Genomic DNA, 14,662 nt, shown 5'->3' with positions numbered 1-14,662 from the left:
TGCTGCCGGCCTAGCCTGCCATCTCGCGCCAGACCCAGACCGTGCAGAAGACGGCCCCGAAGATCGCCAGCGTCATGAGGTCGTAGCCCGCCATACCCGGCCCGAGCGCCTCTGCGAGGCCGTTGAGCCCATCCGCGAGCATGCGCAGGATGCCCCGGTTGGCTTTCATGGTTTCACCCGCCGCAAGGCGCGTCCCGACGTAGAAGAGGCCGCCGAACAACGCCCAGATCGAGATCAACGTGGGCAACAGAAACCGCAACCGCTCAAACATACGGAGCCCCCGAAAACGTGCTATGCTAGCGGCTTATGCCAGCTTCTTGAGGTAGGTCCAGGTCGGCACGGTGCCCCCACGGCTGACCGAATAGGCCTCGGCATCCCCGAGATATTCGAAGCCCGCGTTGGTCAGCACCCGCGCCGAGGCCGGGTTGTCCTGAAACACTTCGGCAAACATCGTGTGCGAGCCCTGCGGGTTCGCCTCGACCATCGCCGCGACCGCCTCGGAGGCGAGGCCGGTGTTCCACATCGCCGGGGCCACCCAGTAGCGGATCTCGCTCTGCTCGCGGCCTTTTTCCGGCTCCATCCGCGAAAGCGCCACGATGCCCACAAGCTCGCCCATCCCCGCGGCGGTGCCATCGATCGCCCAGACATCCTCGCGCCGGTTCTCGGCGTGGGAGCCACGGATGAACCCCTCGGCCGTGCCGGGCGGCAGTGGATGCGGCAAATGGCGGGTGGCGCGGGCCACGCGCTCGTCGCTGGCGTAAAGCGTGATCAGCCCCGCATCGCTCTGCTGCAGCGGGCGCAGTGTCACCCGCTCCGCAGTGATCACGGGCTGTCCGGAAATCCGGTCCTGTTGCATGTGTCGTTACTCCTCCGGTTCGCCGGAAACACCGGCTTGCGGTCAGGGCCCCTCTCCCCTTCCGCCGGGCCTATAATGGCCCAGAAACGCAACGGGGGGGATCGGCCTTGGCCGTCCCCCCCTGAAATGTGATTTCGTCTCGGGTCCGGCTTACTCAGCGGCCTCCGCCATCGGAAGCACCGAAATGAACGTGCGGCCTTTGATACCCTTGTGGAAGGTCACCTGACCTTCGGAGGTTGCGAAGATCGTGTGATCCTTGCCAAGGCCCACGCCCTCGCCCGGCCACCACTTGGTGCCGCGCTGACGCACGATGATGTTGCCCGGGATCACGGCTTCGCCGCCGAACTTCTTGACGCCGAGGCGACGGCCCGCGGAGTCGCGGCCGTTACGGGAAGAACCGCCTGCTTTCTTGTGTGCCATATCTCTCTACTCCTTCTCGGCTCAGGCCAGTTTCTTGGCCTGTTCGATCCAGCCTTCGCGCTCGATGCGGCCCTTGAACGAGAGCTTCTCGTCCATGGCAGCCACGTCCTCGTCGGTCCAGGCGGCGATCTGGGCGAAAGTGGTCACGCCCGCTTCATGCAGTTTCTTCTCAAGCGCCGGGCCAACACCCGAGAGCTGCTTGAGATCGTCGCCACCCTCGGCCTTGGCGGCCTTCTTGGGAGCGGCTTTCTTCTCTTCCTTCGGAGCCTCGGCCTTTTTGGCGGCGGGCTTCTCTTCGGCTTTCTTCGCGGCAGCCTTCTTGGGCGCGGCCTTCACGGCGGCGGCCACGGCAGCACCAGAAACGGAGCCTGCACCGATGGCAGCCTTGACGCCGGTCTTGTCACCACCCTTTTCGAGGATATCGGTGACGCGCAGCAGGGTCAGCTGCTGGCGGTGGCCCTTGGTGCGCTGGCTGCCGTGCTTCCGGCGGCGCTTCACGAAGTGGATGACCTTCTCGCCTTTGATCTGGTCGATCACTTCGGCCTGCACGGCGGCACCTTCGACCATCGGGGAGCCGACGGTGGAGCCAACCATGAGAATCTCGTTGAACTGGACGGTTTCACCCGCCTCTGCGGCCAGCTTCTCGACGCGCAGCACATCGCCGCTCGCCACTTTGTATTGCTTGCCGCCGGTTTTCATAACCGCAAACATCTTGTTTTCCTTACGTCTTTCGCGTTCCTGCGGTCCCCCTCGCGGGGCGTTGCCAGCCTGTCGGCCACCTCGAACAGCGTGCCCTTCACATGGGCCTTGTTGCATAGGTTTTCCACCCGCCTTCGGGTAGAGCGCGGCTTATCGGGCGGAAAGGGCTTTGTGTCAAGGGGGTTTCCGGCCCCGCTCGGTAGCCGATCTGCCCACCTCCCGAGCACCCGTCAACGCAAGACGGCGGCACACCAGCGCCGCCGTCCCGTCTGCCCGGCAGGGAGGATCAGAGGGTACCGGCAGACATCTCCCGTGCGATGTGGTCGGCCTGGCGGATCGCCAGCGCCACGATGGTAAGCGTCGGGTTCTCCGCCGCCCCGGTGGTGAACTGCGAGCCGTCCGACACGAAGAGGTTGGCCACGTCGTGGGTCTGGCCCCATTTGTTCACCACCCCGTCCCGCGCGTTCTCGCTCATCCGGTTGGTGCCAAGGTTGTGGGTCGAGGGGTATGGCGGCGTCGGGAAGGTGCGGGTGGCCCCCACCGCGTCGTAAATCGCCATGCCCTTCTCGTAGGCGTAATTGCGCATCGCCACGTCATTTGGGTGATCGTCGAAATGCACGTTGACTACCGGCAGCCCGTGCTGGTCGGTCACGTCATGGTTCAGCGTCACGCGGTTGGTCTCTTGCGGCATGTCCTCACCCACGATCCACAGGCCGGCCATGTTCTCGTAGCCGTCCAGCGCGGTGGTGAACTCGCGGCCCCACGCGCCGGGGTCGAGGAAGGCCGCCATGAAGGGCAGGCCCAGAGAGAGCGTCTCCAGTTCGAAGCCGCCGACAAAGCCGCGCGACGGGTCGTGTTTGGCTTCGTCCTGCACGATCCCGGCCATGGTGGTGCCGCGCCACATCCGCACCGGCTTGTCGAACACGCCGTAGACCGAGCCGGTCATGTGCCGCATGTAGTTGCGCCCCACCTGACCCGAGCTGTTGGCCAGCCCGTCAGGGAACATCGACGACGCCGAGTTGAGCAGCAGCCGCGGGCTCTCAAACGAATTGCCCGCCACGCAAACGATCCGCGCCGCCTGCATCTGCAAATTGCCATCGGCGTCAAAATACTCGACCCCGGTCACCTTGCCTGCGTCATCATGCAGGATGCGGGCGGCATGGCAGCGCTCGCGCACCTCCAGATTGCCGGTCGCCTCGCCATATTCGATGTCGGTGTAGACAGACGACCACTTGGCGCCCCACTTGCAGCCCTGAAAGCAAAAGCCGGTCTGCTGGCAGGCAAGGCGGCCATCGTAATCTTCGGAGTTGATCGCCATGCGCCCGGTGTGAACCTCCGAGTAGCCCAGCGCCTTGGCGCCCTTCTCGAAGACCTTGTAGTTGTTGTTGCCGGGCAGGCCGGGCCGCCCGCCGGTGCGGGTGACGCCCAGCTTGGTCTCGGCCTTCTCATACCACGGCGCCATCTCGGCGGCGTCGATCGGCCAGTCGAGCAGGTTGGCACCCTGCACGTCGCCATAGGTGGTGGCGGCCTTCCACTCGTGCTCCTGAAAGCGCAAGCTCGCGCCCGCCCAATGGGTGGTGGTGCCGCCCACGGCCTTGACGATCCAGGCGGGCAGGCCGGAGAAGTCCTTGGCCACGCGCCAGTCGCCGCTGGTGGTGCGCGGGTCTGTCCAGGCCAGCTGTCCAAAGCTCTCCCACTCGTCGTTGATGAAGTCCTCGGGCAGATAGCGCCCCCCGGCCTCCAGCGACACAACGCTGACGCCCTTCTGCGCCAGCTCGTTGGCGAGCACGCCGCCGCCCGCGCCGGTGCCAATGATGACGACCACGCTATCGTCGGTCTGTTCAAACGGTGCTGTCATGATCTTCCCCCCTCAGAGCCACGCGATGTCATCGAAACCACGGTCGATGTAGCCGCCTTCCGAGAAGCTCTCGCCCTCGTAACCGAAGAGCGGCCAGACGGCCTTCTGGTTATAGAGCCCGGTCACGAGCCCGCCGCGGATCTGCTGGAAGAACGGGCTGTCTTCCATCGCGCGGAGGATATCCACGCGCTCGCGTTCCCAGCCCACGGCAAGGTAGCTGGCGTGCCCCCTGCCATGTGCGGCGGCATCGAGCGCGGCAATGCCCGCCTCGATCCCCTCGGCCGCCTCGGCGCTGTCATAGCCCTTCACGGCGATCACGTAATACTCGTCGCTCACATGGTCATGCGGGTAGATATCCCGCGCCATCTGAACGAGCGTGGCAAAGCTCTCGGGCTTCAGCGCCACCGTCTCCGCCGCCCAGGCCGCATCCGGCGCGGCGATGAAGCCCGCACCCACCACAAAGCTGGCACCCGCGGCGCTGGCCCGTGACAGAAGCTGGCGCCGGGTCAGGCCGCGATGGGCCTGCCCGCTGCTGGCTGATTTCTGCATGATCTCTCCTCCCTTTACATCCTCACTGAAAGCGCCCGCTGCGCTCCAGCACCTCGATCTGGTATCCATCCGGGTCCGCGACAAAAAAGAACCGCGCCACCACCTCCCCGGCAGGCGCGAACTCCACCAGTTTGCGCGGCGCCAGCCCCTCGGCCTCGAAGCGCGCATGCTCGGCGGCCAGGTCATCGACCGAAACGGCCAGATGCCCATAGCCGTCGCCCAGCTCATAGGGCGCGGTGCGGTCCTTGTTGATGGTCAGCTCCACCTCGAAGCCGGTTTCACCGTTGCTCATGTAAACGAGCGTGAATTCCGGAAAATCGAGCCGGTCCGCCACTTCCAGCCCGAAGGCGCGGCGGTAAAAGTCGACCGAGCGCTCTTCGTCGAGCACGCGGATCATCGAGTGTATGGCCTTTGCCAAGTCGCTCTCCTGTTTCAATGCGTTTGCGTTGAAACAAGGGTGCCAAGGCGGGCGAAGGGGCGGGTAGTAACCTTCTACTACCCTGCGGTTTTGCCTATTCGGCGGCGATGGCGGGCTCTTCGGGCGCCGCTTTCATCTCCAGAAACACAAGGCAGGCCCCGCGCAAGAGCGAGGTAAAGTTCACCGGCTCGCCGCGCAGCTCCAGCACCTCGGAGTGCAGCTTGGAAATGAAGGCAGGGGTGGATTGCCCGTCACGCTCCGCGATCTCGTCGAGAATGGCCCAAAACGAATTCTCCAGCCGGATGCTGGTGCTCTGCCCGTTCAGCCTGAGCCGCCGCGTGGTTGTGGCATAACGCTCCGGGTCCTGCCCGGCAAAGACATGGCACATGGTTGGTGTCCTCCCTTGTCTCCCCGCGCTCCCTCCCCGGAGGCCGCGGGAGGCCAGCATGGCACGGCCCGCCGGGCTGTCCAACAGGGCAATTGGTCGGACGTCAGATGTCTTCGCTGATCATGAACCGCGAGGCCGCAAGCCCGAGGTCGCGGGAGATATCGGCAAAGAGCGTGTCGAAGGCGGCAAAGATCGCCCGGTTCAGCGCCCGCCCCTCCGGCGTCTGCGACAAGGCGGTATAGGCCTCGATGTCAGCATCCTCCAGCGGCTTGTAAGCCATCGCCAGATACGACCAGACCCAAGCCTCGGTCTCTTCGCGAATGTCCGGCTCCTGCATCCAGACATCGCGCAGCATGTCCTCCTCGCTCATCTCCGCAGGCAGCGCGCCCCCGGCGGCCAGCCCCTGGTAGAAGGCGTAGTTGGAGTTGAGCGCCCCGGCGATATTGGTCTCCACCAGATCATTGGCGTCGATGTACGCACGCAGCGCATCCAGTCGCTCGCTGCCCTGCCCACGCATCTCGTCAAAGGCATCGCGGCTCATCTGCTCCACCGTCTCGTCGAGCAGGGCACTCCGGGCGGAGATTTCGAGGGAGATGATCCTGCGGCCCCGCTCGCTGTCGAGAAATTCGAAGAGCGGCGCCGTATCCACGCCCGCCATCTCCTCCGACATGCGCCGCAGCATCACTGCATCAAGCCGCTCGGTCTTGTAGATATCACTCACCAGCTCCGGCCAAAGCTCGCCCCCCGCGCCGGGAAAAAGCTCGCTCTCCAGCGCGACCGAATAGGCCAGCCCCTCTTCGCGCAGGATCGGCAGCAGCTGGTCCATCCCGATGGCGTCCAAGAGCTTGCGGGTCTCCGCCTCTGCCAGCGGGGCCTTGGCCGGCTCTTCCGCCGACTGCGCCGCACCGGTCTCGGCCAGCACCGCGCCATGCGGCCCGAAGGCAGGGAGCGCGGCCAGAAGGGCGGCACAAAGGGCGTGGGCAGGGCGTAGCATCAGGCGCATGTCTCCGGAACATCGGCAGGTCGACACTGGCATATGCCCTTGCGCGGGCGTTTCCAAGCCGATCCCGGCAATTTGAACGGCAGGCGGCAGGAATCGCCGCTCCCATCAGGCGGGGGCCGCGCCCCGCCTCAACTCTTCCAGAGCGACACGCAGGGAATCTTCTCGCGGTCGCAACGGCCTGCGTATTTCTCCGCGATCCCGCGCACCTCTTCCAGCATCCCCGCCTCCAGCGTGATCGGCTCCAGCCCCATGCCCAGAAAGCGGTCATTGGTCACATGCAGGTCGTTCTCCTCCGCCTCCTGCCGCGGGTTCTCCAGATAAGCGATCTCCGCCCCCATCTGGTCACGCAGCATCTGCGCAAGGTCGCGGACCCGGTGCGTTTCGGTCATCTGGTTGAGGATGTTCACCCGCTCGCCGTCCCCCGGCGGGTTGTTCAGCGCCAGCTCGATACAGCGGCAGGTGTCCTGAATATGGATGAACGCGCGCGTCTGCCCCCCGGTACCATGCACCGTCATCGGGTAGCCGATGGCCGCCTGCATCACGAAACGGTTCAGCACCGTGCCATAATCGCCGTCATAGTCGAACCGGTTGATCAACCGCTCATCCATCGCCGTCTCTTCGGTCTGCGTGCCCCAGACGATGCCCTGATGCAGGTCGGTGATCTTCACCCCGTCGTTCTTGTTGTAGAAGTGAAAGAACAGCTGATCCTGCGTCTTGGTCATATGGTAGATCGAGCCGGGGTTGGCCGGGTAGAGGATTTCCTGCTCGCTCGGGCCGTTGGCGGTATCGACCGAAACCTTCAGGTAACCCTCGGGTATCTTCATCCCCGCCGTGCCGTAGCCATAAACCCCCATCGTCCCGAGGTGGACGAGGTGAATGTCCTGCCCGCTCTCCACGATGGCGGACAGCACATCATTGGTGGCGTTGAGGTTGTTGTTCACGGTGTACCGCTTGTGGGCGCTCGACTTCATCGAATAGGGCGCCGCCCGCTGCTCGGCGAAATGGATCACCGCATCCGGTTTCTCGTCCTGAAACAGCGTCAGCAGCCGATGGTAATGCTCCCCCACCGTGAAATCATGAAACCCAATCTCCTTGCCGGTCAGCTCCTTCCAGACCCGCAGCCGCTCCCCGATCGGGCGGATCGGGGTGAGGCTCTCCACCTCCAGTTCTATGTCGATCTTCCGGCGGCTCAGGTTGTCGACAATGATCACATCATGGCCACGCGCCGAGAGGTGCAGCGCATTGGGCCAGCCGCAAAACCCGTCTCCACCAAGAATGATGACTTTCATGACCAGGGCGCCTCCCAGCGCTTCAACACCAGCTAGGCCCCCACCTGCATCGGCGTTGATATCGCAGGCACCGCTCAGGTCAATCACGGCGGCGCATTTCGGCGCTGTAGGGTTGCCCGGAAGCCTCTGTCACGCCGCCGTGCAACGCACGCACGCAAAGGGCCCGTTCAAAGGGGTTGCGCCGCCCGGCCCACGCGTATACATCCGCGCCACCTGAGACCACAGGGATCGCGGAGAGGTGCCGGAGTGGTCGAACGGGGCGGTCTCGAAAACCGTTGTGGGTGCAAGCCCACCCAGGGTTCGAATCCCTGTCTCTCCGCCACTTTCCTTCCCCGCCGCAGATAGCCTCAGCCCCGCCCCCGGGGCCTCGGCCGCGTGCCGCGTGCATGCCCCGCGCTCGGCCCTCACAGCGCTCTCACATCCCCCTCCCGAAAGCGTGACAGAACCGGATCACTTTCTGAGGAACGGAAACCTTGAATGAGCCGTTGTATGGGCTCACGTCCACGAGGACCAAAACACCACGTCCACAAGGACAGACCACAAGGATAAAAGACATGAAGAAGACAATCGTAGCAGCCACCCTCCCCGCTCTACTGGCCCTACCGGCCTTTGCAGGCAACCTCGACCCGGTCATCGTTGAGACCCCGGTCGCTGCTCCCGCGCCCGTCTACGACGCTGGCCGCGACTGGTCCGGCGGCTACGTCGGCCTGTCCTTTGGCACAGGCTCGGGCGAAGTGGATGACGGCACCGCTTCCACCGACTTCGACGTGAATGACAACTACGGCCTCTACGGCGGTTACCTGTGGGACAACGGCAGCCTCGTCTACGGTGGCGAACTGGCCTACAGCTCCCTCTCCATCGGCACCGACGCCGGTGATGCAGACGCCGACGAGTGGATGCTCAAAGGCCGCCTCGGCTACGACGCTGGCAACTTCCTGCCCTACGCCACCGCTGGTTACTCCAACCTCACCGTCGAAGGTGATAGCGGCGACGGCTACGTGCTGGGTGCCGGTCTGGAATATGCCGCAACCGAGTCGATCTCGGTGCGCGGTGAGTACCTGAACCACCAGTTCAACGACTTCGGTGACACCGATGGTCTGGACGTGTCGCACGACACCTTCAGCATCGGCGTGAGCTACAACTTCTGACCGCGTCCCCGATCAGAGGTCGATGAGAGGGGTGGTGCCTTGCGCACCACCCCTTTTTCATGCGCGCCCCTGAGCGCCACCAAACGGCCAGGTCGCTCAAAGGCCCCACAGAGTCGAAAGTCTGGTTTCCGCCCCGCCCGATTCCCACATAGGATGCGCCCGAGCTGCCTTGGGAGGGGCCATCCGCCATGTCTGCATTCCGCGAGGCCATTGCCGAGGCTGCCGGGCTGATCGTCCGGGCGGATGCCGATTTTCTCGAAATCGTCTCGCTCTCTGCGCAGGTCACCGGGCTGGCTGTGCTCATCGCCTGCTCCATCGGCTTCCCGCTCGGGGCGTTGCTCGCCGTGGGCCGGTTCCGCGGGCGCGGGGCGCTCTCTCTGGCGGTTTCGGCGGCAATGGGCCTGCCCCCCGTGGTCGTCGGCCTCGTGCTCTACATGCTGCTCTCCCGCGCGGGTCCGCTCGGCGTGCTCGGCCTGCTCTACACCCCGACCGCCATGGTCATCGCGCAGGTCGTGCTGGTCACCCCCATCATCGCCGCGCTGACCCGCCAGGTGGTGGAGGATCTCGACGCCGAGTACTCCGAAACCCTCCGCGCCCTGCGCGCCACCCGTGCTCAGGCCATGGGCACCCTGCTGTGGGAGGCCCGCCCTGCGCTGGTAACTGCCGCCCTCGCCGGGCTGGGCCGCGCCATGGCCGAGGTCGGCGCAGTGATGATCGTCGGCGGCAACATCGACCATCTGACCCGCGTGATGACCACCGCCATCGCGCTGGAAACCTCGCGCGGCGAGTTGGCGCTGGCACTGGCGCTCGGCATCGTGCTGCTGGTCGCCTCGCTGGCGATCAACGCCGCCCTCATGGGCCTACGCCAGCGGATCGGGGAGCCTGCGCATGGCTGAACGCCGCGTCATCCCGCTCTCCCGGCCCGAGCCCCCCGATGCCGAGCCGGGCATCGCCATATCGGGGCTGCACCTGTCGCGCTCCGGGCGCGCGCTGCTGCGGGGCGTGTCGCTGACCCTCGGGCACACCGGCATCACCGCGCTTCTGGGGCCGAACGGCGCGGGAAAGAGCCTTCTGCTGCGGGCCATCGCCGGGATCATCCCGCCCGATGCGGGCGAGATTAACCTCGCGCCACGCCTCGCCCACCCCGCGTTGGTGTTCCAAAAGCCGGTGCTCCTGCGCCGCTCCGCCCGCGCCAACCTCGCCCATGCGCTCAAACTCGCAGGCGTGCCCCGCGCCGCCCGCCCGGCCCGTATTTCCGACCTGCTGGAGCAATGCGACCTCACCGCCATCGCCGCTTCTCCCGCCCGCTCGCTCTCGGGTGGTGAGCAGCAGCGGCTGGCGATGGCCCGGGCGCTTGCTGGCGACCCGGCGCTATTGTTGCTCGATGAACCCACCGCATCGCTCGACCCCAAGGCCACCGCCGCGATCGAGGCCATCACCCTGCGCGCTGCCGGGCGCGGGGTGAAGGTCATCCTCGTCACCCACGACCGAGCCCAGGCCGAGCGCCTCGCCGGCGATGTCGTGTTCCTCCACAAGGGCCGCGCCGTCGAGCACGCTCCCGCGCCCCGCTTCTTTTCCACCCCCGCCTCTGCCGAGGCCCAAGCCTACCTTGAAGGAAGACTCATCCTGTGATCCGCCCCCTCGTCACCGCCGCCGCCCTCGCCCTGCTGGGCGCCCTGCCCGCCGCCGCGCAGAGCCACATCACCGTGCAAAGCACCACCTCCACCCAGAACTCGGGCCTCTACGAGCACCTGCTGCCGATCTTCGAGGAGAAGACCGGGATCGACGTGCGCGTGGTCGCTGTCGGCACCGGTCAGGCGCTGAAGAACGCAGGCAACTGCGATGGCGACATGCTCATCACCCACGCCCGCGCCGCAGAGGAGGCCTTTGTCGCCGAGGGCAAGGGGCTGGCCCGCCACCCGCTGATGTATAACGACTTTATCCTCGTCGGCCCCGCCGCCGACCCCGCCAGCGCGGCGGGCGACGATATCCTCGCCGCTCTCTCCGCCATTGCCGTGAGCGAGGCGCCCTTCGCCTCCCGCGCCGACGACTCGGGAACCAACAAGGCCGAGCTTGCGCTCTGGTCCGAGGCCGGGGCCGACCCCAAGGCCGCCTCCGGCACATGGTATCTCGAGACCGGCTCCGGCATGGGCGCCACCCTCAACCTCGGCACCGCGCAGGGCGCCTATGTGCTGACCGACCGCGCCACATGGGACACCTTCGCCAACAAGGGCGATTTCGAGATTCTTGTGGAGGGCGACCCCAAGCTCTTCAACCAGTACGGCCTCATCGTGGTCAGCCCTGCCGCCTGCCCCGCTACCCGCATCGTCGAGGCCGAAACCTTCGCCAAATGGCTGCTCGGCCCCGAGGGTCAAGATGCCATTCAGGCCTTCGCCCCCAACGGCAAACAGTTGTTCTTTCCCAACGCGGCAGAGTGATCGCCGGGCGCGGGGCGAAGGCGGGCGCTTCGGCGCTTGACCTTCCTCCCCCGCCGCCCCACCTTCCGCCCAGTCGCAGCCGGGAGGAGAAGAGCATGGGACAGATCCGCGTCGAGGGCCGCCTCATCTGCACGACTGAAGCGCAGGCCAAGACCGCCCGCAAGCTGCTGCCCGAGCACATTCGCCTCAGCCGCGCCGAACCCGGCAACATCCATTTCAACCTGACCCAAGGCGATGATCCGATGGTCTGGCACCTCGACGAGCTGTTCGAGAGCCCCGAGGCCTTCGCCGCGCATCAGGCCCGCACCAAATCCTCCGCATGGGGCGAATCCAGCGGCGAGATCACCCGCGACTTCACCGTGACCGAGGAGGAGGCGTGAGCCGCAGCCCCTCGCCCGGCGAGATCGCGCCCGCCGGTGTCGCCGCCCGCCCCCGCACACCCGAATCCAACGCCCTGCTGCCCGCGATGGGCTGGATGCTGGGCGCAATCGCCTCCTTCGCCACCATGGCCGTGGCCGGGCGGCAGGTGTCGGTCGAGCTCGATACCTTCGAGATCATGACCTATCGCAGCTTCGTCGGGCTCTTCATCATCGTCTCGCTGGTCTTCGCCACGCGCCAGACCCACCAGATCACCACCCGCCAGCTGCACCTCCACTTCGCCCGCAACGTGGCCCACTTCGCCGGGCAGAACCTGTGGTTCTTCGCCATCACAATGGCCCCGCTGGCGCAGGTCATCTCCATCGAGTTCACCTCGCCGCTCTGGGTGATCCTGCTGGCCGCGCTCTTCCTTGGCGAGCGCTTCACGGCTGTAAAAGCCCTGAGCGCCGGGCTCGGCTTCATCGGCGTGCTCATCGTCGCCCGCCCCGACTTCACCAACCTCGACCCCGGTCTGACGGCGGCGGCGGCGGCAGCCGTCGGCTTTGCCCTCACCGCGATCTTCACCAAGGTGCTGACCCGTCAGGCCTCGGTGCTCTGCATCCTGTTCTACATCACCACAATGCAGGCGGTCTTCGGGCTGGCCTGCGGCTTTCTCGACGGCCACATGACATGGCCCTCCACCTCGGCCATCCCCTATGTGGTGCTGATCGGCGTCGCCGGGCTGACCGCCCACACCTGCCTGACCCGCGCCCTCTCGCTCGCGCCCGCCTCCATCGTCATGCCGATGGACTTCATCCGCCTGCCCCTGCTGGCCTTCGTCGGCATGGCCTTCTACGGCGAGTCGCTCGATATCTGGGTGGTCCTCGGCGCGGCGCTGATCCTCGGCGGCAACTTCATCAACCTGCGCGCGAACGCGCGTTGACCCCCACGCGCACCGGGCTGTGTGCCGCAAGACACGATTTTTGCGACATTCCCGCCACCCAGCGCCTGTTTTGCGCTCTGACGCAGGGTAACAAATTGACGAAAAATCACGGCCTGCTCAAAAAGGTGTCAATCGGGAGACACTTCGGGGAGGAAACCGAATGAAACGCACAACCACCAGCGCCGCCGCGGCCCTTCTGGCCACCGCAACCGCCGCATCCGCGGGCGGAATCGAGCGCACCACGCAATCCATCGGCTTCATGTATGAGCCGGGCAGCTACGGCGAGTTTTCGATCAGCCGCGTCAGCCCGGATGTGTCCGGTGTCGCCGCCAGCGGGCTTGGCCCCTTCCCGGCAGGTCCGGACTCCGGCGACATGTCGGGCGACTACACCTCGCTCTCCTTCGCCTTCAAAACCGATGTGAACGATCGCCTCTCGATCGGCTTCATCTTCGAGCAGCCCTTCGGCGCCGATGTCTACTATCCGATGGGCACCGGCTACGCCTACGGCGGCTCCAACGCCGACCTCAACGTCGACGAGCTCAAGCTGATCGCCAAGTACAAGCTTGATGGCGGCTTCTCGATCCACGGCGGTCTGCGGATGCAGCAGGTCAAGGGCAACGTTGCGCTCTTCAACGGCTACACGCTGCAGGCGCCGACCAGCTCCGAACTCGGCTATTTCATCGGCGCGGCCTATGAGAAGCCCGAGATCGCCATGCGCATCGCGCTGACCTACCACTCCGCGATCACCCATGAGTTCGCGGCGATTGAAAACGGCAGCCCCTCGCTTCCGTTCGAAACGACCTTCCCGCAGTCGCTGAACCTCGAAGCCCAGACCGGCATCGCTGAAGGCACCCTGCTGCTGGCCTCGGTCCGCTGGGTCGACTGGTCGGAATTCGATATCACGCCCTTCGGCTACAACCTCGCAACCGGCAGCTCGCTGGTGGATTACGAGGATGACGTGGTCACCTACACCGTCGGCGTGGCCCGTCGCTTTACCGACAACTTCGCCGGCATCGCGACCGTCAGCTACGAAGCCCAGAACGGCGGCTTCTCCGGCAACCTCGGCCCGACCGATGGCCGCACCTCGATCGGCCTCGCCGGCCGCTACACCGTGGGCAAGGCCATCATCACCGGTGGCGTTAACTACAGCTGGGTCGGCGACGCCCGCACCGAGAACCCCACCGCCCCCGGCACCACCTTCGGCGACTTCTCCGGCAACACCGCTGTCGGCGTCGGCCTCCGCGTCGGCTACACCTTCTGATCTCAGTCGAAAAAGCGATCTCATTCAAGGCCTCGTGCATCCCGCGCGGGGCCTTTTGCTTGCCGCAACTTCCGGGTCGCCCCGCCCCCGGCCCGCCGCTAAACCCGGACCATGACCCAAACCACCGATATCCCCGCCCGCGCCTGGGCCGAGCTGCTGCTTCTCGGGCTCATCTGGGGCGCCTCCTTCCTGTCGATCCGGGTGGCGCTGGACGAGGTGAGCGTGCTCTCCTCGGTCTGCCACCGGGTCGGTTGGGCCGCTCTTGTGCTCTGGGCGCTGGTGTGGCTGCGCGGCGAAGCGCTGCCACGCGGCGCGGCCCTCTGGGGCAGCTTCGCGGTGATGGGCCTGCTGAACAACGTGCTGCCCTTCACCCTCATGGCCTGGGGCCAGCTGACGATTGAAAGCGGTCTGACCTCGATCCTCAACGCCTTCACCGCCGTCGCCGGGGTGCTGGTTGCCGCCCTCGTCTTTGCAGACGAGCGCCTCACCGCGCGCCGCCTGACCGGCGTCTGCCTCGGGTTCGCGGGCGTGGCCGTCACCGTCGGGCCTGCCGTGCTGCAAGGCTTCTCGCTCCGCTCTCTCGCGCAACTCGCCGTGCTGGCGGGCACACTGTGCTACGCGCTTGCAGGCGCATGGGCCCGCGTGCGCCTAAAGGGCCTCTCCCCCACCGTGGCCGCCGCAGGCATGCTCACCTGCTCCACCTTCATGCTCATCCCCCTCACGCTGCTGCTCGAAGGCAACATCGACCTGCCCGCCACGGCCCGCGGCACCGCCGCCATCGCCTATTACGCACTGATCGCCACCGCCTGCGCCTACCTCCTCTACTACCGCGTGCTCGGCATGGCCGGGGCGGGCAACCTGCTTCTGGTCACCCTGCTGATCCCGCCAGTTGCCATCGGCCTCGGAGCGCTGGTGCTGAACGAGGCGCTCCACCCCCGCGCCTATGCCGGCTTCGCTCTTCTGGCGCTCGGTCTCGTCGTGCTCGACGGGCGACTGTGGCGCCGCCTGCGCCCCCGCCCCGCCTGAAACCACTGG

At 66.1% G+C, this 14,662-nt stretch carries 18 protein-coding genes and 1 tRNA gene; 9 read left to right on the top strand and 10 right to left on the bottom strand.

Annotation, left to right across the window (positions count from 1 at the left end):
* Positions 1-10 precede the first annotated feature (10 nt).
* The 10 genes from KUV38_RS05245 to KUV38_RS05200 form a co-directional block, all read right to left on the bottom strand.
* Positions 11-247, bottom strand: a complete 237-nt coding sequence (locus tag KUV38_RS05245; RefSeq protein WP_222469040.1) for a hypothetical protein — start codon at positions 245-247, stop codon at positions 11-13.
* A 57-nt stretch (positions 248-304) separates the two neighbouring features.
* Complete coding sequence (locus KUV38_RS05240) at positions 305-856, bottom strand: GNAT family N-acetyltransferase (RefSeq protein ID WP_222469039.1); 552 nt, start codon at positions 854-856, stop codon at positions 305-307.
* Positions 857-1,006: 150 nt separating this feature from the next.
* Complete coding sequence (rpmA, locus tag KUV38_RS05235; protein ID WP_222469038.1) at positions 1,007-1,276, bottom strand: 50S ribosomal protein L27; 270 nt, start codon at positions 1,274-1,276, stop codon at positions 1,007-1,009.
* Positions 1,277-1,297: 21 nt separating this feature from the next.
* Complete coding sequence (locus KUV38_RS05230) at positions 1,298-1,987, bottom strand: 50S ribosomal protein L21 (protein WP_222469037.1); 690 nt, start codon at positions 1,985-1,987, stop codon at positions 1,298-1,300.
* Positions 1,988-2,261: 274 nt separating this feature from the next.
* Positions 2,262-3,833 (bottom strand): GMC family oxidoreductase, encoded by a 1,572-nt coding sequence (locus KUV38_RS05225; RefSeq protein WP_222469036.1) that lies wholly within the window; start codon positions 3,831-3,833, stop codon positions 2,262-2,264.
* 12 nt (positions 3,834-3,845) lie between these two features.
* Complete coding sequence (locus KUV38_RS05220) at positions 3,846-4,382, bottom strand: Twin-arginine translocation pathway signal (RefSeq protein WP_222469035.1); 537 nt, start codon at positions 4,380-4,382, stop codon at positions 3,846-3,848.
* Positions 4,383-4,404: 22 nt separating this feature from the next.
* A complete protein-coding gene (locus KUV38_RS05215; protein ID WP_222469034.1) occupies positions 4,405-4,800 on the bottom strand; it encodes a VOC family protein in 396 nt (131 codons plus the stop codon).
* A 94-nt stretch (positions 4,801-4,894) separates the two neighbouring features.
* A complete protein-coding gene (locus tag KUV38_RS05210) occupies positions 4,895-5,188 on the bottom strand; it encodes a ribbon-helix-helix domain-containing protein (RefSeq protein WP_222469033.1) in 294 nt (97 codons plus the stop codon).
* A 103-nt stretch (positions 5,189-5,291) separates the two neighbouring features.
* Entirely contained in the window at positions 5,292-6,182 is an 891-nt protein-coding gene (locus KUV38_RS05205) for a hypothetical protein (RefSeq protein ID WP_222469032.1), read from the bottom strand.
* A gap of 137 nt (positions 6,183-6,319) precedes the next feature.
* Positions 6,320-7,480, bottom strand: a complete 1,161-nt coding sequence (locus KUV38_RS05200; RefSeq protein ID WP_222469031.1) for an NAD-dependent epimerase/dehydratase family protein — start codon at positions 7,478-7,480, stop codon at positions 6,320-6,322.
* 232 nt (positions 7,481-7,712) lie between these two features.
* Between KUV38_RS05200 and KUV38_RS05195 the strand changes: the two genes are divergently transcribed.
* The 9 genes from KUV38_RS05195 to KUV38_RS05155 all read left to right on the top strand — a co-directional run bounded on the left by KUV38_RS05195 (position 7,713) and on the right by KUV38_RS05155 (position 14,653).
* Positions 7,713-7,802 (top strand) — tRNA-Ser (locus tag KUV38_RS05195).
* A 232-nt stretch (positions 7,803-8,034) separates the two neighbouring features.
* Positions 8,035-8,628 (top strand): outer membrane protein, encoded by a 594-nt coding sequence (locus tag KUV38_RS05190; protein WP_222469030.1) that lies wholly within the window; start codon positions 8,035-8,037, stop codon positions 8,626-8,628.
* Positions 8,629-8,816: 188 nt separating this feature from the next.
* Positions 8,817-9,524, top strand: coding sequence for an ABC transporter permease (locus KUV38_RS05185; protein ID WP_222469029.1), 708 nt, complete (start codon positions 8,817-8,819; stop codon positions 9,522-9,524).
* Complete coding sequence (locus tag KUV38_RS05180) at positions 9,517-10,260, top strand: ATP-binding cassette domain-containing protein (protein WP_222469028.1); 744 nt, start codon at positions 9,517-9,519, stop codon at positions 10,258-10,260. The genes KUV38_RS05185 and KUV38_RS05180 overlap by 8 nt, the downstream gene beginning before the upstream one ends.
* Positions 10,257-11,066, top strand: a complete 810-nt coding sequence (locus KUV38_RS05175; RefSeq protein WP_222469027.1) for a substrate-binding domain-containing protein — start codon at positions 10,257-10,259, stop codon at positions 11,064-11,066. The genes KUV38_RS05180 and KUV38_RS05175 overlap by 4 nt, the downstream gene beginning before the upstream one ends.
* 95 nt (positions 11,067-11,161) lie before the next feature.
* Positions 11,162-11,446: a putative quinol monooxygenase gene (locus KUV38_RS05170; RefSeq protein ID WP_222469026.1), complete on the top strand. Its 285-nt coding sequence runs from the start codon at positions 11,162-11,164 to the stop codon at positions 11,444-11,446.
* Positions 11,443-12,366: a DMT family transporter gene (locus KUV38_RS05165; protein ID WP_315898596.1), complete on the top strand. Its 924-nt coding sequence runs from the start codon at positions 11,443-11,445 to the stop codon at positions 12,364-12,366. Before KUV38_RS05170 ends, KUV38_RS05165 begins: the two co-directional genes overlap by 4 nt.
* Before the next feature lie 160 nt (positions 12,367-12,526).
* Positions 12,527-13,627 carry an OmpP1/FadL family transporter gene (locus tag KUV38_RS05160; RefSeq protein WP_222469025.1) on the top strand — a complete coding sequence of 367 codons (1,101 nt, stop codon included), beginning with the start codon at positions 12,527-12,529 and terminating at the stop codon, positions 13,625-13,627.
* A 111-nt stretch (positions 13,628-13,738) separates the two neighbouring features.
* Entirely contained in the window at positions 13,739-14,653 is a 915-nt protein-coding gene (locus KUV38_RS05155) for a DMT family transporter (RefSeq protein ID WP_222469024.1), read from the top strand.
* The last annotated feature ends 9 nt before the right edge of the window (positions 14,654-14,662 follow it).

The sequence above is a fragment of the Vannielia litorea genome (assembly GCF_019801175.1).
In the GTDB taxonomy this organism is placed as follows: domain Bacteria; phylum Pseudomonadota; class Alphaproteobacteria; order Rhodobacterales; family Rhodobacteraceae; genus Vannielia; species Vannielia litorea_B.
This window is presented reverse-complemented; position numbering and strand designations above follow the sequence as displayed.